25 protein-coding genes are annotated in these 25357 nt (G+C 64.5%); 15 read left to right on the top strand and 10 right to left on the bottom strand.

Features of this window, described 5'->3' with window-relative positions; genetic code table 11:
• Nucleotides 1–10: 10 nt before the first annotated feature.
• From ACMGDH_RS01140 to ACMGDH_RS01125, 4 genes are all read right to left on the bottom strand, one after another.
• A complete protein-coding gene (locus tag ACMGDH_RS01140) occupies nt 11–970 on the bottom strand; it encodes a FecR family protein (protein ID WP_436826083.1) in 960 nt (319 codons plus the stop codon).
• Nucleotides 954–1523: an RNA polymerase sigma factor gene (locus ACMGDH_RS01135; protein ID WP_436826082.1), complete on the bottom strand. Its 570-nt coding sequence runs from the start codon at nt 1521–1523 to the stop codon at nt 954–956. The genes ACMGDH_RS01140 and ACMGDH_RS01135 overlap by 17 nt, the downstream gene beginning before the upstream one ends.
• Before the next feature lie 376 nt (nt 1524–1899).
• Nucleotides 1900–2856 (bottom strand): zinc-binding dehydrogenase, encoded by a 957-nt coding sequence (locus ACMGDH_RS01130; RefSeq protein WP_436826081.1) that lies wholly within the window; start codon nt 2854–2856, stop codon nt 1900–1902.
• 26 nt (nt 2857–2882) lie between these two features.
• The gene (locus ACMGDH_RS01125) at nt 2883–3743 is read right to left on the bottom strand and encodes a pirin family protein (protein WP_436826080.1); all 861 of its coding nucleotides are present in this window, start codon (nt 3741–3743) and stop codon (nt 2883–2885) included.
• Between the two features lie 216 nt (nt 3744–3959).
• Here ACMGDH_RS01125 and ACMGDH_RS01120 point away from each other — a divergent pair, with 216 nt between their 5' ends.
• The gene (locus ACMGDH_RS01120) at nt 3960–5582 is read left to right on the top strand and encodes an MFS transporter (RefSeq protein ID WP_436826079.1); all 1623 of its coding nucleotides are present in this window, start codon (nt 3960–3962) and stop codon (nt 5580–5582) included.
• An 8-nt stretch (nt 5583–5590) separates the two neighbouring features.
• Here ACMGDH_RS01120 and ACMGDH_RS01115 read toward each other — a convergent pair whose 3' ends face one another.
• The gene (locus tag ACMGDH_RS01115) at nt 5591–6490 is read right to left on the bottom strand and encodes a LysR family transcriptional regulator (RefSeq protein WP_436826078.1); all 900 of its coding nucleotides are present in this window, start codon (nt 6488–6490) and stop codon (nt 5591–5593) included.
• Between the two features lie 93 nt (nt 6491–6583).
• Between ACMGDH_RS01115 and ACMGDH_RS01110 the strand changes: the two genes are divergently transcribed.
• From ACMGDH_RS01110 to ACMGDH_RS01075, 8 genes are all read left to right on the top strand, one after another.
• Nucleotides 6584–7756: an NAD(P)-dependent alcohol dehydrogenase gene (locus tag ACMGDH_RS01110; RefSeq protein ID WP_436826077.1), complete on the top strand. Its 1173-nt coding sequence runs from the start codon at nt 6584–6586 to the stop codon at nt 7754–7756.
• A 27-nt stretch (nt 7757–7783) separates the two neighbouring features.
• Nucleotides 7784–8863 (top strand): MBL fold metallo-hydrolase, encoded by a 1080-nt coding sequence (locus ACMGDH_RS01105; RefSeq protein ID WP_436810216.1) that lies wholly within the window; start codon nt 7784–7786, stop codon nt 8861–8863.
• Nucleotides 8864–8978: 115 nt separating this feature from the next.
• The gene (locus tag ACMGDH_RS01100; RefSeq protein WP_436826076.1) at nt 8979–10451 is read left to right on the top strand and encodes an aldehyde dehydrogenase family protein; all 1473 of its coding nucleotides are present in this window, start codon (nt 8979–8981) and stop codon (nt 10449–10451) included.
• A gap of 427 nt (nt 10452–10878) precedes the next feature.
• Nucleotides 10879–11766 carry an MFS transporter gene (locus ACMGDH_RS01095; RefSeq protein ID WP_436826075.1) on the top strand — a complete coding sequence of 296 codons (888 nt, stop codon included), beginning with the start codon at nt 10879–10881 and terminating at the stop codon, nt 11764–11766.
• Nucleotides 11767–11768: 2 nt separating this feature from the next.
• Nucleotides 11769–12089, top strand: coding sequence for an MFS transporter (locus tag ACMGDH_RS01090; protein WP_436826074.1), 321 nt, complete (start codon nt 11769–11771; stop codon nt 12087–12089).
• A 102-nt stretch (nt 12090–12191) separates the two neighbouring features.
• The gene (locus ACMGDH_RS01085) at nt 12192–12866 is read left to right on the top strand and encodes a response regulator transcription factor (protein WP_436826073.1); all 675 of its coding nucleotides are present in this window, start codon (nt 12192–12194) and stop codon (nt 12864–12866) included.
• Nucleotides 12863–14179, top strand: coding sequence for a sensor histidine kinase (locus ACMGDH_RS01080; protein WP_436826072.1), 1317 nt, complete (start codon nt 12863–12865; stop codon nt 14177–14179). Before ACMGDH_RS01085 ends, ACMGDH_RS01080 begins: the two co-directional genes overlap by 4 nt.
• A 134-nt stretch (nt 14180–14313) precedes the next feature.
• A complete protein-coding gene (locus ACMGDH_RS01075; RefSeq protein ID WP_436826071.1) occupies nt 14314–14655 on the top strand; it encodes a hypothetical protein in 342 nt (113 codons plus the stop codon).
• A 118-nt stretch (nt 14656–14773) separates the two neighbouring features.
• Here the strand turns inward: ACMGDH_RS01075 and ACMGDH_RS01070 are convergent, their stop codons facing one another.
• Nucleotides 14774–15454, bottom strand: a complete 681-nt coding sequence (locus ACMGDH_RS01070) for a CPBP family intramembrane glutamic endopeptidase (protein ID WP_436826070.1) — start codon at nt 15452–15454, stop codon at nt 14774–14776.
• A 395-nt stretch (nt 15455–15849) separates the two neighbouring features.
• On the opposite strand from ACMGDH_RS01070, the gene ACMGDH_RS01065 reads away from it, so the two are divergent.
• The 5 genes from ACMGDH_RS01065 to ACMGDH_RS01045 all read left to right on the top strand — a co-directional run bounded on the left by ACMGDH_RS01065 (nt 15850) and on the right by ACMGDH_RS01045 (nt 21251).
• Nucleotides 15850–16809, top strand: a complete 960-nt coding sequence (locus ACMGDH_RS01065) for a LysR family transcriptional regulator (protein ID WP_436826069.1) — start codon at nt 15850–15852, stop codon at nt 16807–16809.
• A gap of 133 nt (nt 16810–16942) precedes the next feature.
• Nucleotides 16943–18040: a Gfo/Idh/MocA family protein gene (locus tag ACMGDH_RS01060; protein ID WP_436826068.1), complete on the top strand. Its 1098-nt coding sequence runs from the start codon at nt 16943–16945 to the stop codon at nt 18038–18040.
• A gap of 16 nt (nt 18041–18056) precedes the next feature.
• Nucleotides 18057–19073 (top strand): aldo/keto reductase, encoded by a 1017-nt coding sequence (locus ACMGDH_RS01055; protein ID WP_436826067.1) that lies wholly within the window; start codon nt 18057–18059, stop codon nt 19071–19073.
• 138 nt (nt 19074–19211) lie between these two features.
• Complete coding sequence (locus ACMGDH_RS01050) at nt 19212–19934, top strand: alpha/beta fold hydrolase (protein WP_436826066.1); 723 nt, start codon at nt 19212–19214, stop codon at nt 19932–19934.
• Nucleotides 19935–19967: 33 nt separating this feature from the next.
• Nucleotides 19968–21251: a Gfo/Idh/MocA family protein gene (locus tag ACMGDH_RS01045; protein WP_436826065.1), complete on the top strand. Its 1284-nt coding sequence runs from the start codon at nt 19968–19970 to the stop codon at nt 21249–21251.
• Here ACMGDH_RS01045 and ACMGDH_RS01040 read toward each other — a convergent pair.
• On the bottom strand, nt 21216–21365 hold the full coding sequence (locus tag ACMGDH_RS01040) for a helix-turn-helix domain-containing protein (protein WP_436826064.1): 150 nt from the start codon (nt 21363–21365) through the stop codon (nt 21216–21218). The genes ACMGDH_RS01045 and ACMGDH_RS01040 overlap by 36 nt on opposite strands.
• Nucleotides 21366–21421: 56 nt before the next feature.
• A complete protein-coding gene (locus ACMGDH_RS01035; protein WP_436826063.1) occupies nt 21422–22033 on the bottom strand; it encodes an NADPH-dependent F420 reductase in 612 nt (203 codons plus the stop codon).
• Nucleotides 22034–22133: 100 nt separating this feature from the next.
• Between ACMGDH_RS01035 and ACMGDH_RS01030 the strand changes: the two genes are divergently transcribed.
• Nucleotides 22134–23063 carry a LysR family transcriptional regulator gene (locus tag ACMGDH_RS01030; RefSeq protein WP_436826062.1) on the top strand — a complete coding sequence of 310 codons (930 nt, stop codon included), beginning with the start codon at nt 22134–22136 and terminating at the stop codon, nt 23061–23063.
• 388 nt (nt 23064–23451) lie between these two features.
• Here the strand turns inward: ACMGDH_RS01030 and ACMGDH_RS01025 are convergent, their stop codons facing one another.
• Together ACMGDH_RS01025 and ACMGDH_RS01020 are read right to left on the bottom strand one after the other, a co-directional pair.
• Nucleotides 23452–24159 (bottom strand): SDR family NAD(P)-dependent oxidoreductase, encoded by a 708-nt coding sequence (locus tag ACMGDH_RS01025; protein WP_436826061.1) that lies wholly within the window; start codon nt 24157–24159, stop codon nt 23452–23454.
• Nucleotides 24160–24732: 573 nt separating this feature from the next.
• Nucleotides 24733–25296, bottom strand: coding sequence for a TetR/AcrR family transcriptional regulator (locus ACMGDH_RS01020; protein ID WP_436826060.1), 564 nt, complete (start codon nt 25294–25296; stop codon nt 24733–24735).
• Nucleotides 25297–25357 lie beyond the last annotated feature (61 nt).

The following is a 25357-nucleotide window of genomic DNA, read 5'->3' as shown; positions in this document are numbered from 1 at the left end:
GAGTGGAGCCTCACGGTTTTCCGTCACCCCTTGTCGGGTTTCTGGGTCCCAGCCGTATTTCATCGGGCGTGACGGACACCTCGATGTCCAGCGATTCGCCGACCATCGATGCGAAGTTCTCCGGCTTGTCGAGCTTGAACAGGCCGACCAGCTTCTCCCGGCTGAGGCTCGGGTCGGCGAGTACGATCTGCTTCCGGTTGTAGCGGTTGAACGAAGCGACCGCCTCGGCGAGGCTGTCATTCTCGAGCGCAACCTCGCCGTTACGCCAAGCCAGTGCGCGCTCGATCTCACCTGGAGCCGTGCCGACCGTCGGCGCTGCGCCCGCGGTCCGGAAGGTCGCGAACTGCCCGGCCTCCAGGATCGTCATCATTCCCGAGGCATCGGAGGGCCACACCGCCACGACGCCTTTCGTGACGGCAACTTGCACACCATCGCTGCCCCGCACGACCGAAAACGCCGTGCCCACCGCGCGCGCCTGCGCAATGCCCGCGTCGACGAGGAAAGGACGCGTCCGATCCTTGGCGACCTCGAACCAGGCCTGGCCACGCTCCAAATCGATTCGACGACTATCGCTGGCCAGCAGAACTGCGAGGTCGCTGTCGGAGTTGATCGTCGCGACGGAGCCGTCGGCAAGCGGGATCCGGCGGATTTCTCCCCGCGCCGTGGTGATGTGCTCGCGCCTGGGACGCGGCCATGCGAGGATGGCACTGGCAGCGGCCGCCGCCAGGCCCAGGCCGCCACCAAGCAACCACCTCCGGGTCGGCAGGGGTGCGGCCTCGCGATCGGCTGCCATTACCGCAGTGGGAGACAAGCCAATTTCGATAGCGTCGAGCCCGGCCAGAGCCCTCAGCAACGCGCCCTCGTGACGTTCGTCCAGAGAGAGCCATTCCTCGAGTCGTGCCTCCTCGCGGGCATTCAGGGGATGCCGCACCGCCCATTCGGCGGCCTCCTGCTCAATGCGATCCCGCACGCGAGCCTCCCACGCGATGCGGCGTGACTTCCGCCGCTTCCGGTTCCGTCATGCGGCGCAGCACCGCTCGCAGGCTCCGGCTGGCATCGTTTTCCACGACGGCTTCCGTCACTCCGAGCGCCCTCGCGACCTCTTTCTGGCTGAGGCCTTCCACCTTGCGCATGATGAATATCCGGCGGGCGCGATCGGAAAGCTCGTCGAGCGCCGCTTGAAGCCTGCCGAGATCTTGTCTGGCCTCGGCGATGCGCTCGGGAGAAAGGAAGTCGATACCGTCCTCATCGCTCATGTCTGACAAGGGCTCCAGCCGCACGATCGCGGCCCGCTTGCGATGCTCCACTGCGATGTTTCGCGCGATGGTGAAGAGGTAGCCACGAGGCTCGACTATGTGCGCGACATCGCTTAGTCGCGCGAGCCGGCAATAGCATTCCTGCACGATATCCTCCACCTCCGCGGCAGCCACGAAGCGTCTCTGCAGCCACATGCGCAGATCATGTTCATGAGGAAGGATCTCTGCTCGCACCCACTTGGCAAGGGCCTCTCGACGCTTCGTCATCCAGCTTCCCGACTCAAACGAGTGCCGCTGCCCTACTTTCCGTCAGGTCGCGACGCATGCGCTTATAGCACATTAATAAGATAATGAGATGAAAATGCATGCGCGCGAGTGTCGCCGATGGTGGTTACGAGAGGCTTGGGGACAGGTCCGACCATGGGTACCGGGAAGGCCCGTGAAATGGCGAGGGGTCAACCTCTCGCTCCTCGTCGCCAGCGCCACGCAGCGTGCGGGTGTCCGCCGAAATAGCGGCAGGCCTTTCATCTGCGTCACGCCGTCACCAAGGGAGCGGATCGCGGCCGAGTTCGGTGCGTCGAGCGACTTCCGTCGGCCGGTGCCTGGGCGGGTGCGCACGAAGCGCGGATCCCGGCATGGATTGTCACACGGTCAGGACGGGAAGGCCGGTGAGCCGCCGTGCCTCCATGTCCTCATGCGCCGCGGCGATCCGGTTGAACGCATAGCGGGCGACGGGAAGGTCGCCGAACAGGCCGGCCCGGATCGCGTCCCAAAGCTGGGCCGTGGCAACCGCAACGGTTTCGCCCCGAACATATTGCGGCGTGCCGCCGCCCCGGAGTTGGACGGCGCGGGTCTCCAGCCGATCACCGGTGGAGAGCGCCTGTCCCGACGCGGCGCCAATCGTGGCAATCATGCCGCCATCCCGCACGGAAGCGACCGCCAACGGAAAGGTCGCGCGTCCGACGAAGTCGTAGACCACGTCCACGCCGGCCGGTGCGATCGCGCGAACCCTGTCAGAAAGCGCCGGATCGTCGGCTACGAATGCATGGTCGGCACCGGCCGCGACCGTCGTCAGTTTGCCGGCCGATCCTGCCACACCGATCACCGTTGCCCCAAGCGACCGCGCCCAGCGCGACAGGATCGACCCGACGCTACCCGATGCCCCGAGCACGAGGGCGACCTCACCCGCCTTCAACGGGTGCAGGGCGTACAATCCCATCCAGGCCGTCAGTCCCTTCGCAAGGAAGGTCGCCGCCACCTCGTTGGAAATGTCGTCCGGCAGGCGAACGAGCGCCTCGGCGGGGACGAGCGAGGCGGTGGCATATGCTCCCTCGACGAAGAAATAGGCGACGCGGCCTCCCGGTGCAAAGCCGATCACCCCTGGACCGACGGCGTCGACCACACCCGCCGCCTCGAAGCCCGGCGTGGCGGGAAGCCGCATCGGGTATAGGCCCTTGCGGACCATGACATCGACATAGTTGATGCCGATCGCTGTTTGCACCAGCCGTACCTGCCCGGCGCCGGGCAATCCGACCTCCGTCCCCACCACTCTCAGGACGGCAGGCGTGCCGGTCGTCCGTATCTCGATTTTCCTGGCCATGCTCGGCTCCTTCGGATTTGACCGGGTCATGCGAGGGCGACCGGCCGCATCGTGCCGGCATGCGGGAACCTGCCGTGGCGATAAGCGGCGTAATATCCCGCCAGCTCGTCGCGGGAGCCGGCGATGAACGGCCCCTGCGCCACGACCTCAATGTCTTGGGGCTGTCCGGCGTACAGCAATATCCGGGCGCCTTTCGCGCCGGCTCGTAGTGCAAGCGTGCTGGAACCGCCGCCGGCGGGACCGGTCCAGCCGACCATGTTCTCCGACAGCGGTTCGTCACCGGCACCGGCCTCCGCCTCACCATCGATCACCACCATGAAGGCGTTGTAGGCGGCGGGCAGTTCCGGCGCGAAGGTAGCACCCGGTTCCAGCCGGATGTCCGCCAGCGTGACGGGCACCGCATTCTTCGTCGGCGCCGCCGCGTCACCCAACCGGCCGCTGTAGACCGTCGCCTCGACCCCCGGTTCGACATGGACCGGCATCGCCGCGCGCTGCAGGATCTGCACCCGCGGTGGCATGTTTCGCTGTTCCTCAGGCAGGACCAGCCACAGCTGGAACAATCGCATACCGGTCGACACCATCGCATCCTCCGAGTGGACGATGCCGCTGCCCGCCGTCATCCATTCGACGTCGCCTTCCGCCAGTCGGCCGCCGGTATCCTCCATCGTGCCGTTCAGCATGAAGGTTACGGTTTCCAGCCCGGCATGGGGATGCGCCTCACCGAAGCGCCCTTCCAGCGTGATGTGGTCGTCCGCCATCAGGAAGAACGGGTCGGTGGCGTGGAACTCTCCCGGAGCCACCACCAGCGCCGCCTTGTGACGCTCGCCATCGAAGCCGGGTCCGAGCGGCGGTATGACGGTGACGCGATCGATCGATCTGTGAAGCATGTTCCATCCCTTCGGGGTGAGGCCCGACTATCGTCGACACAGTCATCGTGTCGATTTGTGCCCCATCATCTCGAAATGCCCTCGCCACAATCAAGACGGGGATCGAAGAACTCAGCGTTGCTGGACGCGCAACCCAAACAGGGAAGAAGTTTCGCCATCGATCCTCTACTGAGGAGCGATGCCGGAACACTTGGCTGGCGCAGCAGGAGCAAAGCCATGACGTCGCTGCGTGCGTTCTTCGATGACGAAGCCCACGACTTTCCGGCGCACGAGCGGCCAGCCGCCGTCGGTTCACCCGCGTCCCCATCGCACAAGGCGGGGACCCGATTGGCTCACATGTCGGTGGGCATACTGGTCGGAACGACGGCAGGTCTCGGCGGAGCGCTGGTGAGCGCCGACCTGGTGCAGGTGCGACAGGTGCTGGGCTTGAGCCCGACCCAGGCGGCATGGCTGTCGACCAGCTATGTCGCGGCTGCTGTCCCGGCGAACCTTCTGCTGATCAAGGTTCGGCAGCAATACGGCCTGCGACGCTTCGCGCTGGTGGCCCTCGGCCTCTACGCCGCCGCGGCGCTCGCGCAGACTTGGGTGACCGACATCGCGGCGATGCTGCTGTTGCGTGCGATCGCCGGCTTCGTTTCCGTGACGTTGATCCCGCTGTGTCTGTTCCACACGATGCAGGCGTTTCCGACAAAGTGGCGCCTTCGGGGGCTGGTGCTGGGAATCGGCATAACGCAATGCGGCGTGCCGTTGGCGCGGCTCCTGTCTCCCTCGCTGCTTGGCGTCGACGGGTGGCGTTCGCTGTTCCTGCTCGAAGCCGGCCTTGCGCTGCTGTCTCTCGCAGCAGTTGGCGCGCTGCGCCTTCCACCCGCCGAGCGAGCGCGCGTGTTCGAGCCGCTGGATCTCTTGACATTCGTCCTACTAGGTGGCGCTCTGGCCGCGATCGCCGCCGTGTTGGGCTTGGGGCGTTTTGAAGGGTGGCTCAACACCCAATGGATCGTCGTGACGCTGCTTGCCGCTCCGCCAGCGCTGCTGGCGGCCGGCGTCATCGAGCTGCGCCGCGCGACACCGCTGATCGACCTGCGCTGGCTGGCACACGGAGACGTCTGGCGCTTCGCTGCGGCGGTGTTTCTGATCCGGCTGGTGCTGGCCAAACAGGAGATGGCGCTGGGCGCACGTCCGCACGAATTAGAATCGCTGGCGGCGGTGATGCTCGCAAGTGCGGTCACGGGCGTTCTCGCCAGCACGATGTGCGTAAACGTCGAGAAGATCGCACGACCTATGATGCTGGCCATCGGCATCGTCACCGTCGCAGCGCTGGTCGACGGCATCGGTACGGGACCGCTCCCGACGGCAAGTCTTTACGTATCTCAAAGCGCGATCGCGTTCGCTGGGACCTTCTTCCTCGGGCCGGCGCTGCTGCTCGGTATCACCAGCGCCTTGCGGCATGGCAGCGGCGCACTCATCAGCTTCATCGTCCTGTTCGGGGTCGTCAATGCGCTGGGCGCGCTTGCCGGCCAGGCGCTGCTCGGCAGTTACATGGATTGGAGGCTCGCGGCGGGCGCGGCCGAGCAGGCGGCTCGATCCGACACGATGCAGCTCGCAGCGGTGCTTGGTCTTGCCACGACCCTGTACCTGGCGGGACTCCTCTTGTTGCGCGTACGGCGGCGCCTTGCCGAGTTACGGACCGAAGTGAGCGCCGGTGCGACAAGTAAGGAAGAACCGCCTACCGCCGGTTCGGGATGGACACAGCCGCGCGTCGTTCCCGCGATCGGAGCGATCATGGCGGCGGTGGCGATCTGGGGCGTCATGTTGATTTTGGCAGCATTCGGACGGGTCTGATGCGCACCTCAGACTTCGCGGTCGAACTTTTCGTAAAGAAAGGCGACGAGTGCCCGCACCCGTGCGATACCGGCGCGTGCCGGCGGCATGAAAATCTGCAGGTCGCCGCCCTCGTGCGGGAAGTCCGGCAGCACCGCCTCGAACTCGCCGCGTGCCAGCGGCTCTTCAACCATGAACATGGGGACGAGCACGATGCCGAGACCCGCGCGCGCCGCGGCCAGCAGCATCCGCCCGTTGTCGGTGCAGAAGCGCGAGTTTATCCGCACGTGCTCCCAGCCGTCTGGTCCCTGTAGTCGCCAGCGGCCGGGATCGAGCGCATACAGGATGGTATCGTGGTCAGCCAGGTCCGCCGGCCGGGCGGGACGCCCCCGCGCATCGAGATAGGCCGGGCTCGCCACCATCGCCCATCGCACCTTGGCCAGTTTGCGCGTGATGAGGATCGAGTCCGGCACGGCACCCGGCCAGATCGCCAGATCATAGGCCTCCGCGATCATGTCCACCTGACGATCGGTGAACCGGACGTCGAACTCGATGCGCGGATAGCGCGCCGCGAACTCGGCAAGGATCGGTGCCAGCAGGAACTCGCCGAAGGCGGCGGGCACCTGGATGCGAAGCTGCCCGAAGATCTCGCTGGTTGACTTGGTGACGACCTCGCGCGCCGACTCCAGTTCCAACAGGCCGGCGGCGGCCCGCTCGTGATACTCGCGGCCGATATCGGTCAGCGTCGTGCCGCGCGGGGTGCGCGTCAGCAACTGGGCACCGAGCACCCCCTCCAGGCGGCTCACGCGGCGGCTGACGATCGACTTGGCGATGCCCAGGCGCGTCGCGGCATTGGCGATGCTCCCCGTCTCCACCACGCGGACGAACGCAATGACATCGAGCAGATCGACCGGCGCGGGTTCCGGCATGCGCAACTCCAGGTTCCTGCCTTGGCGGCTATTGCAACAGGGCACGAGGGGTAAACCAGACGGCGACGCAGCGGAAGACCGCTTACGAACCTCATGGAGGACCCGATGAACCAGCCAGCACTCTCCAGTGCCGCACAGCAACAAGCCACGATCACCCATGCCCGCGCGGCCGTGGTCGAGCAAAAGGATGGACCGTTCATCATGCAGGACATCGCTCTCGAAGCGCCGCGAGCCGACGAAGTTCTAATTCGCATGGTCGCGACCGGCATCTGCGCAACCGACTCGCATGTCCGCCAACAATTGATGCCGTCGCCGTTGCCCGCCATTCTCGGTCACGAAGGCGCCGGCGTCGTCATGCGGACCGGCGCGTCGGTCACCCATCTAAAGCCGGGCGACCATGTCGTGCTGTCCTATCATTCCTGCGGGCAGTGCAAGCCATGCCTGTCCTCTCACGCCGCCTATTGCGAGAAGGTCTGGGAGGCGAATTTCGCGGGGGCACGGCTGGACGGCACCATCGGCGTCGAGCGACACGGCGCCGACGACCTCCACGCGCATTTCTTCGGACAGTCGTCCTTCGCGACCTATGCGCTGGCTCACCAGCGCAACACCGTCAAAGTGCCGGATGATGTTCCGCTGGAGATTTTGGGGCCGCTAGGCTGCGGCTTCCAGACGGGCGCGGGCGCGATCCTCAAGGCGATGAAGGTGCCGGTGGGCGCGAGCGTCGCGGTCTTCGGCGTCGGCGCGGTCGGCCTTGCCGCCATCATGGCGGCGAAGGTCGCGGATGCTGCGACCGTCATCGCTATCGACGTGAATGCCGAACGACTCGAGCTCGCAAGAGAACTCGGCGCGACACACATCGTGAACGTCTCCGACGAGCCGGATGTGACGGCCGCGATCCGCGCGATCTCGCCACGCGGGGTCGAATTCCTCCTCGATACCAGCGGGCGGGCCGCCAACCTCGATGCCGGTATCGGCGCGCTGGCGCCGATGGGGCATTTCGGCTTCGTCGCCTTCAACGCACATTCGGGCGCGTTCGTCGACGCATCGCGCCTGACCATCGGGCAGACGCTGCAGGGCATCATCCAGGGCGACGCAATTTCCGCGCTGATGATCCCCGAGCTGATCGGCCTCTACCGCACCGGTCGCTTCCCGTTCGACCGGCTCATCACCTTCTACGACTTCGCGGACATCAACCGGGCATTCGACGACGTAGCCGCCGGCCGCGTCATCAAGGCGGTTCTGCGGTTCGATGCCGCGCACGCCTGAACCACTCAGCAGAAAGGAAACAGACCCATGTGCAACAATCATCAAAAGCACATCACCGCCAGCGATACGCCGGCATTCTTCGCGATCGACAATTACGGCTTCCCCGAAGCCGGCGAGCATCCGGCCGATCCGCCGCACTACTATCCACCCTATTTCAGCAGCGAGAAATTTCGGACCCTCGGCTACCATGTCGAGGAGCTTCGCGACGGCTTCTACTGGGTGACCAGCGGCGGGTACGACGCGGCCTTCGTCGTGACGAACGACGGCGTAATCGCAATCGACGCACCCCCGACGATCGGCGAAAACATGCTGGCGGCGATCGAGGAGGTCACCGACAAGCCTGTCACGCACGTCATCTACAGCCATTGGCACACCGACCATATCGGCGCCGCATCGGTGTTCGGCTCCGGCGTGGAGATCGTCGCGCACGCGATCACCAAGGAATTGCTCGAACGCTTTCCCGACCCGAACCGCCCGATTCCGACTTTGACGTTCGACAAGGATTACACGCTGAACGTCGGCGGCGTGACTCTGGAGTTGTCGTACAAGGGCGAGAACCATTGCCCCGGCAACATCTTCATCTATGCGCCGGCCCAACGAGTGCTGACCGTCATCGACATTATCAGCCCCGGCAGCGCCACCTTCATGCATTGCGATGCGTCGCAGAACATCATGGGCTGGTATCAGGCGCAACAGCAGTTGACGGAGTTCGACTTCGACTTCCTGGTCGCCGGTCACCACATGTCTTACGGCACACCAGAGACGGTGAAGGCCTCGATCGAATACTTCGCCGATGTCCTCGACGGCGCACAGGCCGCGGTCGACCGCTTCTCCCGCTCCGACGCGCTGATCGGCATCCTCGACGGTGCGGGCTGGGACAAAGTATTCGTCGGAACAGAGAACTGGATCAACTCGATGGCGAACTACGCCACGAAGTATGTGCTCGAGAAGCGCAGCAGCAACGGGCAGCTGTGGTCGGAACGGCTGGCCGGGGTGACCACCCAGACGAAATATCACGCCTACACGGTGCTGGAGTCGATCAGGCTCGAGCGCCCGCGGCCGAACTATCGCCTGCGCGGCGAGAACGCGCCGCCCTTCCTGACCTGATCCCCCGCAGCCTCGCGGCAGCCGAAACTACCGCAGGCCGTCTCCTTCCGGACACGCGCCATGGCGCGCGTACCACGGATCGGCACGCCGGCTCCCCTTCGCAAAGGACGATGCGATGACGAACTCTCCGGCCCGGAACTGGATCAACGGCGCCTTCGCCGCGCCGATGGCGCTCTCTCCGTCGATCAACCCGGCGACCTACGAGACGATCGGCAGCTATGCCGACGACGGGGCTATCGCCGCCCGCGATGCGGTCAACGCCGCCGCGACGGCGTTCCGCCGGACGCCATGGGCGCATGATGCCGAGCTGCGCGCCCGAGTGCTCGACCAGATGGCGGACGCGATGGAACGCCATCGCGAGCGGCTGATCGCCATCCTCTCGCTTGAGAACGGCAAGATCGGGAGCGAGGCAGCGCTCGAAGCCGACGGTTCGCCAAGCAAGCTGCGCTACTGGGCGGCAATGGCTCGTACCGAGGCCGGGCGCGCCCTGCAGCCACGGCCGGGAAGCATCTCAATTGTGCTCCGCCAACCGATAGGGGTGGCGGGAGTCATCGTACCTTGGAACTCCCCGGTCATCCTCGCAGTCCGGTCGTTCGCACCGGCGCTGGCCGCCGGTTGCACGGTGGTCGTCAAGATGCCGGGTCAGGCGGCGCAGGTCGCCTCTATGCTGTCCAAGATGCTTGCCGAAGCGCCCGACCTGCCCGCAGGCGTCGTCAACATCTTCGCCGAGAGCGGCTCGGAGGGCGCAGCGCACCTCGTCGAGAGCGAGGGCGTGCCAACGATCAGCTTCACCGGCAGCACGAGGACTGGCGCGGCGATCGGCGCGGTCGGGGCGCGGCGAATGAAGCGCTTCGGCCTCGAACTCGGCGGCAAGGCGCCGATGATCGTGTTCGACGACGCCGATGTCGCATCCATGATCCCAGTCCTCGAAAAGGCGCTGACGGTGTTCGCCGGTCAGTTCTGCATGACCGGATCGCGCCTCCTGGTGCAGGACAACCTCTACGAGGTCGTGCGCGACCGCCTTGCCGATCGGCTGCGCAACGTCAGGGTCGGTCCGGCAGCCGATCCTGCGAGCGACATGGGACCGCTGATCGACAAGGCCAATGTCGCACGGGTCGACAAGGTCGTGACAGACGCGATCGCGGCCGGCGCAACGGCGATCGTGCGCGGCGGCCCCGTAATGGACGGCCCACTCGCCGCGGGGGCGTTCTTCCGACCCGCGATGCTCGAGGTCGACGACAACCGGCTCGTGATCGTGCAGGAGGAAACGTTCGGACCGGTCATCACCATCCAGCGCTTCAGCGACGAAGCACAGGCGGTCGCACTCGCCAACGACAGCGAATTCGGGTTGTCCGCCAGCGTCTGGACTCGCGACCTCGACCGTGCGCTGCGCGTCGCGCAGGCGCTGGAGGTGGGCAGCGTTTTCGTCAACGACTGGGCCAAGGTCTATGACAGCACGGAAGAAGGCGGGTTCAAGCTTTCGGGCCTCGGCAGGCTGAACGGCGTCGCGGCGATCGAGGATTTTGTCGAGTACAAGCATATCGCGCTGCGCCCCGGGCAAACAGCCATGACCGGAGCCGACCAATGACATCCCGCGGTTGCCGGGCAGCGACGCCGGTGCAGGTCCGGGATTATGTCAGGACCTTCCTCCTCGATCTAACCGATGACCACAGCGGGCCGGCGTCCGCAGATGGTCTTCCCGCTCGGACGCGGCTGGAGGCCCGGTTGCGGGATGCGATGCCCGCGCAAGAATTGCCCGGGCTTGCAGATGTCGCAGGACTCGCCTTGTGGGAGGACACTCTCAGGCTCGGTCTGTCGGCGCTCGTGAACGACGGGATGACACCGGCGGATGCGGCGGACGTTATCGACATTGCGATCCGCTGCCTTGATCAAAGCAACCGCTCGCCAGCCTGTTCGCGCCATCGCGTACGAACGACCCCGCTGCGATCGGTCCAGGCCACTACACTGTCCTCCATTTGGCGTGCGCAAACAGTCCTCGGTGGGGAGTACGCACGTTGACCGGCGAACCTCCCCTCGCGTGTGACACGGGAGCTCACCCGGCGCTCCGTCAGCAGCAGCCGAACGCAGCTTGGCTGGCGATCTTCTCGCTCGCCTTCGGCGTCTTCGGACTGGTGACGGCGGAACTGCTGCCTGTGAGCATCCTGACGCCCATGGCGAACGATTTGGGCGCGTCCACCGGGGCAGTCGGACAGGCGGTCACGACGACGGGGCTCGTCGCGGCCATTTCGGGTCCGATCGTTGTGACCGGTATGGGCACGCTCGACCGCCACACCATCATTATCGGATTGATGCTGCTGATGATCGGCTCCTGCATCCTCGCGGCAATCGCGACCAGCGTCACGGTCCTGTTGCTCGCGCGTGCAATGCTCGGCGTGGCCCTGGGCGGGCTCTATGGTCTGACGACGGCAGTCGCGCTACGCATCGTGCCCCCGGCCGAGGTTCCGCGCGCGATCTCGATGGTAGCGATGGGCGTCTCGCTGTCGATCGTCCTCGCCGCTCCCCTCGCCGTCGCGATCGGAGAGATACTGGGTTGGCGCGCGACCTTCCTGTCCGTCGCATGCATCGGCGCAGTTGCCCTGCCAGTTCAACTGCTGGCGCTACCCCGCCTTCCCGCGAGCGCCGGCACCGACGTAGCGGCCTTCCGCACGGCGCTGTCACGCCGCGGGGTTCTGGTTGGCATCGTTGCCTCGATCATCATCGTTTCCGGCCATTTCGCCGGCTTCACCTTCGCCTGCCCTTCGGGAGCTTGTCGATGGCACTCTTTGCCTTTGGCATCGCAGGCATTGCCGGTAACATGGCCGCAGGGGCGATGGCCGCTCGCAGTCCTGCATCAGCGTTCGCGGCATCCGCCCTCTTCATCACCCTTGCCGCGACCATTCTGATCATGTTCGGCCGGTCCACCGGCGGCGCCTTCGCGGCGACGGCGTTGTGGGGCTTCGCCTTTGGTGGCGTATCCGTCGCAGCGTCGATCTGGAATGCCCGCATCGCACCCGACATCGCGGAGCCGGCAGGCGCCCTGCTCGCGAGCGCTTTTCAGATCGCGATCGCCGGCGGCGCGCTTGTCGGCGGCATTTTGATCGATAGCGTCGGACCGGAGGGTCCGATTGCCTTGGCGGCCGCCGCTACGCTCATCGGTGGCACCTTCATGGTCGTAAACGGTCGGGCGCTCGAGACGCGCCAGCCCCGCAAGGACAACGCCCTTTGACATCTCTCGACTTGGTAAAGGAACAATCGTGCCCGGTTTTCAGAACAAGTCTGTCTTCGTCCTCGGTGACGCAGGTGACGGCATGCAGAGGACCAAGCCATTATGAGAATACTTCTGATTGAGGACGAGCTGGAACTTGCCGGGGCTCTTCGCACCGCGCTCGAGCGGGAGCGGTTCGTCGTGGATCATCTCGACCGGCTGGCAGATGCGGTGGAGGGAGCGCGGATGAACGCTTTCGACCTGGTGCTTCTGGACCGGACCTTGCCCGATGGCGACGGACTTTCGATCGTGCCGAAATTGCGCGCCGTCCGACCCGGCCTCTCGATCATCGTGCTAAGTGCGCGCGGCGAAATCGCCGACCGGATCGCCGGACTGGACGAAGGCGCTGACGACTACCTCATCAAGCCGTTCTCGATCGACGAGATGCTGGCGCGCATCCGTGCGGTGCGCCGACGTCCCGTCGAGCTGGCCGACGAGCAGATCCACGCCGGCTCTCTGATCTATGACGTCTCCAACGACAACATATCGGTCGGTGACCTGCGGCTCGACCTGCCGCGCCGCGAACTGCGCGTGCTGGAGACGCTGATCCGGCGGCGGGGGCGGACGGTGCTACGGGAGACTTTGGAACAGGCGGTCTACGGCTTCGACGACGAGGTGCAGTCCAACGCGCTGGACTCGCATGTATCCCGCCTGCGCCGGAAGTTGGCCGAGGCGGATGCGGGCGTCGAAATCCATTCGATTCGGGGCATCGGCTACCTGCTGCGCGAGGCACCGTGAGCCGATACCGCTCGCTCAAACGGCCGCTGATCGTCTTTCCGTTGCTGTTCAATCTATTGATGCTGCTCGTGGCGTTCACCGTGCTGATATCGGTGGCGGTGCGCGTCGACAGCGGCGGCCCGTATGCGGACGAGCAAATCACGCGCATCATCGCAGCCGCCGTCGTCCGCCACGACGATGGCAGCCTGACGATCCGACACACGCCGCAGCTTATGGCGTTGCGCGCCGAGACAGCCGATCTGTGGTTCATCGTCGAGGACGATGCCGGGCGCAGCGTATCCTTCGGGCAGGTGCCCGAACCCTATCGCGCGTTCGCGGGCCGGCTTGCGGACCTGTCCTACGCGCAACTTCGCGACCGGCGTGCGCCCTATGACCTTGCGGCCGTCGTCCGGCGCGAGACCAGCCCGGCAGGACCGCTCACCATCCTGGCACACGGCAAGCTGACGGAGCTGAGCTTCATCGTCCTGATGGGCTCCAACCTCATGGTAGCGCCCACCTTCCTGCTCCTGGTGCTGACCTCGCTGATCGTGACGCCGTGGATTGTCCGCCGGTCGCTGGCCGGCGTTTCCCGCATCGCCCAGGAAGCTGAGCAAATCGACGCTCATCGGCGCGGGCGGCGGCTGAACGAGACGCACGTTCCTAAGGAGATCGTACCGCTGGTGAGCGCCGTCAACGATGCGCTGCGCCGCCTGGACGAAGGCTATGAGCGGCAGCGCCGTTTCATCGCGTCTGCGGCGCACGAATTGAGGACGCCGATCGCCATCCTGGCAGCCAAGGTCGAAGTCGATTCCAGCTCAGCGGTACGCAACCTGGCCGGCGATGTGCAGCGGTTGGCAACGCTGGCAGAGCAGCTCCTCGACATCCAGCGGCTCGACACTGACCGGCACGATGAGAAAGTGGATCTCGGCGCGCTGGTGCGACGGGTCGTCGCCGAACTCGTGCCGCTGCTGATCGCCGCCGGGCGAACGATCGAGGTGGAGGCGCAGCAAGGCGCGTGTTGCCGCGGTGATGCCGCCGCACTCGAGCGGGTGCTGACGAACCTCATCCAGAACGCGGTCGAACATGGCGGGCGCCACATTATCGTGCGGGTTTCAAGTGCGGCGTTCGAAGTGGAGGATGACGGTCCCGGCATACCACCGGAAGAACGCGAGCGGGTATTCGAGCCATTCCACCGCCTGCGTCCACGCTCGACGGGAAGCGGGCTGGGTCTCAATCTGGTCCAACAGGTTGTGGAACGGCACGGGGGTCGCGCCACCATCCTAGCCGGGGATCACCGTGGCACCATCGCCCGGGTCGAATTGTGCGGCTGCTGAATGCTCGGACGAAGTGCGTTGCCGCTGCCGTGGCCATGTTCGCGCAATCTTCGCCAGTGATTTTGCGCTGCGTGGGCTCAGGCGATTTGTAAGCCCGCCGGTGAACCCCTGATTGGGGGAAAGGAGTAATCGATATGATCCGCTGCAATTCTGCCCGCATACGCCAAGCGCTGCTTTCGGTCTGTGCGGCCGCCGTCGTCACAACCGGCATCGCCAGTACTGAAGCAAGCGCGCAAAGCCGCCGACAGCAACGCGATGACGCACGCACCTGCGCCGACTTCGGCAACCGCTACGGCACGCCTGCCTACAGCAAGTGCATGCTCGACCAGCAACGCAGGCGCGACTTCAAGGAACGCGACACCCTAGAGGAGATGGCGCTTACCTCGCAGATCGCGAGGGACGGCCAGATCATGGCGGAGCGCGCTCGCCGGCAACGTTGCGAGCGGAACCCGGATCGCCGGGAGTGTGGACGTTGAGTCTCAACACGGGAGTACGTCATTGGTCGCCGCCGCCCTGTCTTTGTGCTCAGGCGAACTGCGGACGGCGATCACCCATCACTGCCCGATCCAACGGGCAGTGATGGCCGGCGCGCCGTCACATCGGCGTTACATGGAGAGCGGATGCGACGCTGTTGGCGCCGTTGTAGACGCCATGAAGGACGACGCAGGGCCAGATGGACCCAGCGCGATGGAACATGACCGCGCTGAAGATGCCTACCATGATCGCGATCGGCAGGATGACGCTAATGCCGTGTGCGATGCCGAACACCAAGGAGCTGGCGCCGACCGATGCCCAAGCACCGTAACGGTACCATGCGTTGGCGACAACGCCGCGGAAGAGCACCTCCTCTCCGAACGGCGTGAGAACCGCCCCGCCGGCGAGCGATGCCAGGAAGGGAATCAGACCGCCACGGGCGGCTGCATGGAGGATGCTCTGCGGGTCGCCATGCCCGAACCACATTCCGTGGATGGTCTGGATGAGGTAGGTGATACCGTAGCAAGCTACGCCCAGCATCGCAGCGATCAACAGCCATCGTGGCGGCACCGGCCGAAAGCCAAACGGGCGCAGCGTGCGTATTCGGATGGCGGCCGCTGCCGCAAAGGCCCCGGTGCCGGCGATGCCCCCCGCGGTGGATCCAACGACACCCTGGAGAACTGGTTGATCGGCCGGCAGCAAGCTGAATCCAAGCGCAAAGACAAGCATGAGCACGGCGAACGTCGAAAGGCCGGTGAGGACCTCTGGCCATGCCGGCCGCGGCGGGCTGATGGACACCATCGTTTTCTCCAGTCTGATCCGGAAGCAGCCCTGCTGCCGTCCTGGCAGCGACTCTCTTCCTGCCAAACGTTGCGTGAGCCTGACCCCGAGCGACACGCTCCAATCAGCTTGCGCCTCCCGCAGCCGCCCGCTCGATACGGGGGTAGCGAAAGCGGTGCAGTCGATCGGTCCGGATGCGCGGACGCCTGACGGAGATATGGAGATAAACGCATGTTGAATCTTACGCTCGGCCGCCGCGATTTCACTCTGGGTCTTGGGGCGGCTTTGCTATCCCCGAGCGGCGCCCACGTAGATGTACCGCCATCAGACTCCCAGGCGTGGTTTGCACTCTGGAGAAGACCGCGCGCGGTGCGGCGGTCGCTTGCCGAAGTAGGCTTCAGCGAAGATAGGGTCGCATGATGGACTTGCATGGCATCGACCTGAACTTGCTGGTGGCATTTGACGCCTTGATCGCAGAACGAAACGTCACCCGCGCCGGCCTGCGAATTGGCCGCACCCAGCCGGCGATGAGCGCGGCGTTGGGCCGCCTGCGCGATCTGCTCCGGGACGAACTGTTCGTCCGGGGACCCAAAGGCCTGCAGCCTACGCCGCGTGCGCTCGAGCTGGCGGAACCGATTTCGCGCGCGTTGCGCGATATCCAGCACACGCTGGTCTTCACGCAGACGTTCGAACCGAGCGCTGCGTCGATGACTTTCTCGCTCGCCTTGTCGGGCCATGCCGAAAGCGTCGTGTTGCCGCCGCTGTTGCAGATCCTCGCGGCCCGCGCGCCGCTTATCGACCTCCGCGTCCGCGACTACGCTACGCGGGACGAGGCAACGCGGATGCTCGATGCCGGCGAAGTCGACGTGGCGATCGGCCTGCCGCCCGTCGATCGTGGGCGCATCTTGTCCGCCCCCCTGTTTCAGGAACGGTTCGTCTGCATCCTGCGGAGGGACCATCCCGCCGCGAACCGGGCACTCGACCTCGAACGTTTCCTGTCGCTCCCGCACATCCTCGTCTCGCCGGAGAACGAAGGGCTGGACGTGGCCGACGCGGCGCTCGCCAGCAAGGGTTTGAAGCGTCGGGTGGCGCTGACCATACAGCATATGGCGAGCGCGCCCGCACTGGTCGCCGCCTCCGACATGGTCGCTACGGTTCTTGAAAGTGTCGTACAGCGGTCGGGCTGCGCGGAGCAGCTGAATGTCAGCGACTTCCCGCTGCGCCTGAACCCCGTGCCTTTCGTCCTTAACTGGCACCGCCGGAACGATCAACACCCCGCCCAGCGTTGGTTCCGCGCCTGCCTGTCCGGTGCTTTTCCCCGAATTTGGCAGAGGTCGGAGCAGGTCTGTGCGGATCTCCGGCAGCAATATTACTAAGCCGGCGCAAGCAAAGTTATCATCCATGCGGTGGATGATGATGCATACTGGATATCGATTTAGATTGATTATTCCCGTCACCTAAATGTCCGGCAACGGCGCGACATCGTGCGCCTACAGCTGGAGCATCATCATGACGAACGGTAAGTTTCGTGTCGGCATTATCGGCGCGGACACGCAGGCAAGCTGGGCGGGCGCATCCCATATTCCCGCCCTCGCAGCGCAACCTTCGCTGGTCCTCGCTGGCGTTGCCACACGTCGCGAGGAAAGCGCCAGGGCGGCCGCCGAGGCGTTCGGCGCCGAACGCTGGTATGCCGACCCTTTCAAGCTCATCGAGGACGAGGGGATTGACGTCGTCACCGTCGCTGTGAAGGTGCCGGCGCACCATGATCTGGTGATGGCTGCGCTGGCCGCGGGCAAGGCGGTCTACGCAGAGTCTCCCCTGGGCGCGACGCTCGCAGAAACCGAGGCGATGGCGGCAGCGGGCAGATCTCTTCACACCGCGATCGGGTTGCAAGGCCGGCACAATCCCGCCGTCCGCCGCGCAGCCGAACTGGTCGCTTCGGGCAAGCTCGGCCGCCTGTTGTCGGCGCGCGTCGATGCGACGACGTTCGGCTATGGGCCGCAAGTGACGAGCAACTACGACTATTTCAACAAGGCCGCGTCCGGCGCCAGCTTCATGACGATCACCGTCGGCCACGTCCTCGACGTGATCGAAACCGTGCTTGGCGACATCACGCAGGTGGATGCGCGCACCGCTTTGCACTGGCCGCAGATCGAGGTGGTCGACACCGGCGAAATTTCCACTCGCGAGATCCCGGACCATCTGGACCTGATCGCTGCGACGGCGACCGGCACACCGGTATCGGTTCAGGTGCTGGCCGGCGTGCCCGCCGACGAAGCGCGGTTCCGCTTGGACATCCGCGGCACGGAAGGACGCCTGACGCTGACCGGCGACCACCTCGCAGGCGTGCAGGTCGGCGATCTCCGCCTGACGGCCTCCGTCGATTTTGCCGCTCCCGACGCGCCGATCGCAACCGGCGTCGGCCCTACCGCGGCCGCCTTCTGGGCCGGCGCGGCGATCAATGTCGGCGAGGTCTATGCCTCGCTCGCGCGCGATCTGGTGGCAGGTACTTACCACACGCCCGGCTTCGACCACGCGCTCCATAACAGCCGCCTCGTCGCTGCCGTCGAGCGTGCGGCGCAGTCGGGCGAGCGGCAGTCGATCTGATCGAGGGAGACATGTCATGCGCTTGCGCAAACTTGGCAGCAGTGGATTGTTCGTGTCCGAACTTTGCTTTGGCGCGATGACCTTCGGCGGCACGGACGGCCTGTGGGGACAGGTCGGCAAATTGGGACAGGAGGATGCCGATGCGCTGGTCGGCGCTGCGCTCGACGCGGGCGTGAACCTGTTCGACACGGCGAATGTCTACGCGCACGGCCGGAGCGAAGAGATTCTCGGCCGCTCGCTGAGAAACATTGGCGTCGCCCGGGACGACGTGATCGTGGCAACGAAGGTGGCCTCGTCGATTGGTGACGGGCCGAACCGGGGCGGCGCGTCGCGTCGCCACATCCTGAGCGAATGCCATGCCAGCCTGCGCCGGCTAGCGCTCGACCATATCGACCTCTACCAGGTTCACGCCTTTGACCCCTCGACTCCGATCGAGGAGACGCTGGAGGCGCTCGACACGCTCGTCCGCGCCGGTGACGTTCGATACATCGGGCTTTCGAACTGGGCCGCCTGGCAGATCATGAAGGCGGTCGGCATCGCGCGGGCGCGTAACCTGGCGCCGATCACCTCGCTGCAGGCCTATTACACGCTCGTCGGCCGGGACGTGGAGCGGGAGATCGTGCCGCTGCTCACCGCCGAACAGGTCGGCATGATGGTCTGGAGCCCGCTTGCCGGTGGCTATCTCAGCGGCAAATATGCCGACGGTGGCAATCTTGAAGGGGCGCGGCAGACCGAGCTCGACTTTCCACCGATCGATCGCGTCCGTGGAGAACCGCTGATCGGCGTGTTGAAGGAAGTCGCGATCAAGCATGGGCGCCGGCCCGCGCAGATCGCTATAGCATGGCTGCTGAAACAGCCCGTGGTGTCCACCGTCATCATAGGCGCAAAGCGCGTCGAGCAGTTGCACGAGAATCTACAGGCAGCGGAGGTCGAACTCGATTCGGACGACATGCGCCGCCTGGGCGCAACCAGCCGCCTTCCGTTAGAGTATCCGGGCTGGCTGCTGAACCGGACGGCGGAGCAAGATATGTGATCTATGTCGCCAGCGTTCGCACATTGCGCACGACGGCGAGGGTTCCGCTAACGGCAACGCCGGGTTTCTCCAACGCCGGCTTCCGCAACGCCTCCACCTCCCTATTCTCCTGGATAACAATCCTCAGGAGATCGCGACATGCCTGCAGTCCTCGTCCACGGCGTACCCGACACCCACCGGCTCTGGGACACCGTCCGCTCTCATCTTGAGCGCAACGACATCATCACGGTCGATCTCCCCGGCTTTGGCAATCCGTTGCCGTCGGACTTCAGGTCAACAAAGGAAGAGTATCTCGACTGGCTGATCAACCGGATCGCTGAGATCGGCGAACCCGTAGATCTGGTCGGTCATGACTGGGGATGCCTGCTGACAGGTCGCCTCACGTCGACCCGACCGGATCTGGTGCGGACCTGGACCGGCATCAGCGGGCCGATCGATCCGGAATATCCGTGGCACTATCTCGCCAAGATTTGGCAGACGCCAGGCGAGGGCGAGCAATGGATGCAGGACCTCGCCCTTGAGGAATTTGCGGCCAACCTCGTCGAGGCGCAGATGCCGAAAGATGCGGCGGATGAAGCGGTTCGGCATATGGATGCCACCATGCGGGCAAGCATCCTCGCCCTTTATCGTTCCGCAATCGAGGTCGGGGCGGAGTGGAAACCGGGGTTGAGCAGCATAACCGCGCCAGCGCTGGTGATCTGGGGCCTGGACGATCCGTTTCTGCCGCACCGCTTCGCCGACGAGCTTGGCAATGCCACACACGCACGCGCCGTCGTGAAGTTGCGCGCCTCGCATTGGCCGATGATAGAGCGTCCGGCCGATGTCGCGCGCGAACTCGAGGCCCATTGGACTCACGTTTAACTCCCTGCGCTTGCGTCACTTGGGCTCAAACCCATGCAGCCGCAACGTGAACGGCAATGCTTGGTCAGTCGCTATGCGCCCAAGCATTTGTCCGGAAACGAAACCATGGTGAAGCAACACGGCGAGCATTGCCCGGGCTGCACCAGACAGGAGCGCGCCTACATGACCAATTCAGCAAACACCCGGATCGGCGTCGGCATCGTCGGCGCCAGTGCCGATCGAGGCTGGGGCGGAATTGCTCACGTCCCGGCGCTGCGGGCGCTCGATGCGTTCCAGATCCGCGCCGTCAGCACGACTCGTATGGAGAGCGCAACCGCGACCGCCAGCCGACTGGGCGCCGACCTCGCCTTTGACACACATCAGGCGCTGGTCCTGCGGCCGGAGGTCGACCTGGTGGTGGTTGCGGTTAAGGTGCCGGAGCACGAGCAGATCGTTTCCGACGCGCTCGCCGCGGGCAAGATGGTCTATTGTGAATGGCCGCTCGCGCGAAACCTGTCGGAAGCCGAAGCGCTGGAGAGGCTTGCCCGCGAACGGCGGCTGCGCACGGTCATTGGGTTGCAGGGCGGCCTGCACCCGCCGATCCGCTACCTTCACGACCTCGTCCGGCAGGGCGTGATCGGCATGCCGCTCAGCACGAGCATCCGAGCACATCTGAACGAAGGCATGTGGGTCGGCCGATATGACCCGCCGTTCGAATACATGGCTCGCGCAGAGAATGGCGCCACGCTTCAAAGCATCATGCTCGGCCACGCGCTCCAACCGCTCGCGCACGTACTCGGCGCATTCGAGAGCCTGTCCGCCATCGTCGCCAATCAGCGCGGCGACGGCGTCCGTCTCTCGGATGGCACGTCCCTCCCGAAGGACGCGCCGGACGAGATCATCGTCGCTGGCGTTCTCGAAGGCGGGATCGTCACTTCGCTGCACTACAGTGCCGGGCAGTCCGCCGGCCTAGTGTGGGAGATCCAAGGCACCGAAGGCAGTCTGCGGGTCGAGACGGCGTCGGGCTACATCCACTTCGGCGACATGACCATCACGTTGCGCAGCGGCAGCGAGCCTGTCCAGCAGCTACAGGTCCCACCCGCATATGCGGCTCCCGACCTGCAACTCGACGCGCCCGCGGCGGGTGTCGCCCGCCTCTATGCCCAGCTCGCCGCCGACCTCCGCGACGGAACCGCAGATGCGCCGGACTTCGCGGTCGCGCTCGATCGTCACCGGGTGCTCGAGGCGATCACAGAGGCCGCTGAAACGGGGCATCGCCAGCATCTGTCCCCCTCAGCGGAGTCAACTCCGATCTCTCAAACCCAGGAAGCGCCCTGATCCGCGCCGCCGTCGCCCATCTGCGCGCCTGCTGACCGACGATTGCGGGAGATCAAGCGCGGCAGCAGCCTGGCGAAAGCTGCCGGTTTCGGCAGCGGCAAGTGCGCAACGCAAATTGCGCAGATCGAGCTACTGCGCATTCTTGAGGAAGGTCTTGGTCAGAAGACGAGTCAGCCGAACTTGACGAGGTTCAGCGCCGGCAGGGGCCCACCGGGAAATTGTACGAGTTGACCGCCAATTGAAAGCGAGCCGAGATCGATGCCGAAAAAGCCGATCCTGTCGATGATGGTGGCCACTTCAGCCTTGGCCCGCTGATCGTCACCCGAATAAAAGAGGACGCGCTTGCCGCCTTCCGATTGGGGATCGCCCGACAATTGGGCCGGGGTGAGATGGTTGAACGCCTTCACGACCCGCGCACCGGGCACGATGTCCGCGAATACATCCGACGAGATGCGGCCACCCAGGTCCACCGGGCGATAGAGCGGCGCCTCAATGGGGTTATTGGCATCGATCACGACCTTGCCGCCGAAATCCAGACCCGCAAGCGCGCCGGGAATTTTCGACCACTGGACAGCCACCAGGACGATGTCCTGTGCTGCCGCTTCCTTGACCGTTCCAGCCCGAATTGACCCTCCGAACGTGGAGACGAGCTCCGCAATGCTGTCAGGTCCGCGGCTGTTCGCGATGACGGCCTCAATGCCTGCCTTGCCTAACGCCTTCGCGAACGCACCGCCGATGTTGCCTGCGCCGATAATACCAACCGTCATGAGCCAGTCCTTCAATCACGTGGTTCCGTTGACCAGAGAATGGACCCTGCATAGGCACATCAATAGCCGTAGATGGATTGTTTGAGTTTCAATTCTCGCTTGAAGGTTGATTCACATGGAGACACTCGCCAACCTGGAAGCGTTTGTCCGTAGCGCGGAGGCAAACAGCTTCTCGGGCGCGGCTCGCCGACTCTCCCTCACGCCGGCGGCAGTCAGCCGGAACGTCGGCATGCTCGAACGAAACCTGGGCGTGCGGCTATTCCATCGCTCGACACGCAAGTTGGCCCTGACGGAAGAGGGTGAAGCCTTCTTGCAGAGCATCGGCGACAGCCTTGCCGATCTCCAGAGCGCAATCGACGGCGCCTCGCAGATCAAGGGCGAGCCAGTCGGCGTCCTGAAAGTGAGCATGAGCCTCTCCTTCGCCATGGGCTACGTCCTTCCCGCGCTGCCAGAATTTCTCAGCAGGTATCCGGGCATCCGGCCCGATTGGCATTTCGATAGCCGCCAAGTCGACTTGGTTGCGGAAGGCTTCGACGTCGCGATCGGCGGCGGCTTTGATCTAAATCCCGGAATTGTTGCCAAGGCACTGGCGCCCGTTCACGTCGTCGCTGTCTGCGCGCCAAACTATTTCGGCAGAAAAGCTCTACCGACGAGCCCGGCCGATCTCGCTGAATACGATGGGATTCTCATGCGCTTCTCGACATCGGGTCGTATCCGACAATGGATGATGCGGAATGCTCACGGTGATGAGGAGCGCGCGCTGTTGAAGGAGACAATCGTTATGAGCGATTCCGCCCCGATGATCCAAGCGGCCCTTGCGGGGCTTGGTATCGCAATGGTCGCTATGCCGGACGCGCTTCCGCATTTGGAGAGCGGCGCGCTGATACGCATTCTCCCCAAATGGTATGCGGATGCGGGATCAATATCGCTCTACTACTCAGGTCGCGCCTTACAACCGCTCAAAACTAGAGCATTCATCGACTTCTACACGGAGCATTTTCGTCGAGAGCGCATCAGCGCACGGTTCGCCGGAAGCCTCAAATAAGCCAGCGCAGAATCGCTAAAGTTTGCCTCTCTCATTTATAAATATAGTTCGAAGCTTTTCTTCATCCACGTCAACAGGACGCTCCAGCGCGTCCACCTCCCCAATCCATTGCCCTGATGATTGTCTCAGAAAAAATGATGGGCCACCTCCATTGCCTCCTTCCAAACATGCGCCGAATGGTCCGATGCTACTGGGGCGGAGCGAGGTGCCCCTTAGGGGCACGTGCGCGGGTTCTGTTAGCCCACAGCTCTTAGGGTGCCCTTGATCATACCTTGGCATCAGCCTTTGGCCGAACCACAGGAGATTTGACCGAGGGGGCTGCGAGCGTCGGGATCTCACCCGTTTCGCGATAGAACGATCGCAGCCCCTCCCTGTAAAGCGCTAGGTCTTAGGTGAGCGTACCTCCATCAACCGTCAGGATGGTGCCCGTAATCTGGCGCGCGGCATTCGACGCGAGAAATGCGACCGCAGCTGCCACGTCCTCCGGCTCGCCATACCGCCCCAGTGGGATCAACGCCCGCTGAAAATCACCGAACTCGCCTTCGGCCGGGTTCATTTCCGTATTCGTTGAACCAGGCTGCACCAGATTGACGGTGATATCACGAGGACCCAGTTCCCGCGCCAAACCTCGCGTAAATGATTGGAGGGCGGATTTCGTCATCGAGTAAACCGTCGACGGCCCTACAATTCGCTCGGCGCCGGCGGACCCGATCGTGATAATCCGGCCCCCGGCAGTGAGGTGGGGCATGGCCGCCTGAGATGCCAGGATCGGAGACCGCGCATTGACCGCAAAGAGCGCGTCGATCTCGTCGACAGTGAAGTCCGCGACGTCCTTGTAGGTAGCGATCGCGGCGTTGTTGACGAGGATATCAAGCCCCCCGAGGACTTTCACTGCCTCGTCCACCGAGCGCTCAATTGCAATCGGATCTGCGCTATCGGCCTGAATTGCAACGGCGGCACGGCCCTTGCTCTTTATCAATTCCACCACCTTTGCCGCACGATCGGCGGAATGCGCGTAGGTGATGGCAACGTCTGCGCCTTTTTCCGCCAGCGCAACTGCGATAGCCGCACCAATCCCGCGTGACGCTCCGGTCACAAGTGCGCGTTTCCAGTCAGCTCAGTCATCGAATATTCCTTCTTCAGTGTTTGCGCGACGTGCGCGCTGCCATGGCGATGTTCGCCGATCATCATGCGATCGATGTTGGCGCCGCACCCTGAAGATGGACGGGATACCGCTTCACAATAAGCGGCAAATCAATTGATTTATCTTCAACGGATCGTTTGCAATAGGTAGGAGTATCGGCCCGCCGCCGCTTGCCATATCCACCTCGGTTATGGGAAAGCTTTCCCCTGCTGCCGCCCACGGTCTTGGCCGACCCCCTCTGCGGGGAGACCCCGCAACGCCCCCTGAGAGTGAAAGTGCGGAGGGATTTTTCCGTGACGGGTTGAGGGCTGGAGAAAAGGTCTCAGGCGCCCGTCATGGAGATTGGTCCCATGACCCAGGTTTCAGTTCTCGATGCGCGACGCGAAGCCAATGGTGGCTACAAGGTCGATGTCGGCCGCGTCTCGTCCGAATGGTTCTCGCGGCCGGCAGACGAGCGGTATCTGTCGCTGTCTGACCTAGGGCGCTCAAGGCGGAGATCGCTGCGGCCGGGATCGCGGCCAAAGGTCACACCTGAAGCATCTCGATCAGGTCATCGATCAATCCCTGTGGATCCGAGCGACCTTTCCCTTCCGCCGACAGGTGCTCGCCCAGAGTCATGTCCATCGCGCCATGGATGAGCGACATGAGCAAGGCCGCCGTGCGCTCATTGTCGCCCGGCCTTATTTTCCCGGCTGTGCGAACCGCCGCTACGGCTTCGATAAACAGATGCAAGGTTTCGCTGGCGGCCTCCGCCAAGTCATCGTCGTGACGTTCCCATCGCCCAAAGATCAGCCGAAAGCGGTTGGGATACCGCAGACCCCAGCGAATGTGGTCATATGCCAGTTCGCGCAAAGCCATCAGCGGATCGCTCGAAGCTCCGATGGTCCCAGTCATCGCCGTGGTTCTTGCTCGCAATTCCCGCGCCGCAACACCGGCAAGCAGCGCTTCCTTGTCCAGGAAGTGCTTGTAGGGCGCATTGTGCGACAGGCCGGCGATCTGCGCAACGCCGCGCAAGGTCACGCCCCCCGGTCCCGACCGGTCCAGAAGCTCGGCGGCGGCAGCCAGGATGGTATCGCGTGTCGTCTCCATGCTTGTCTGAGATTCGCTATGGCACCCAATGTCAACCGCGCTGGACACGGCCAGGGCCGCG

This window comes from Sphingomonas radicis, from assembly GCF_051400635.1.
Taxonomy (GTDB): domain Bacteria; phylum Pseudomonadota; class Alphaproteobacteria; order Sphingomonadales; family Sphingomonadaceae; genus Sphingomonas.
This window is presented reverse-complemented; position numbering and strand designations above follow the sequence as displayed.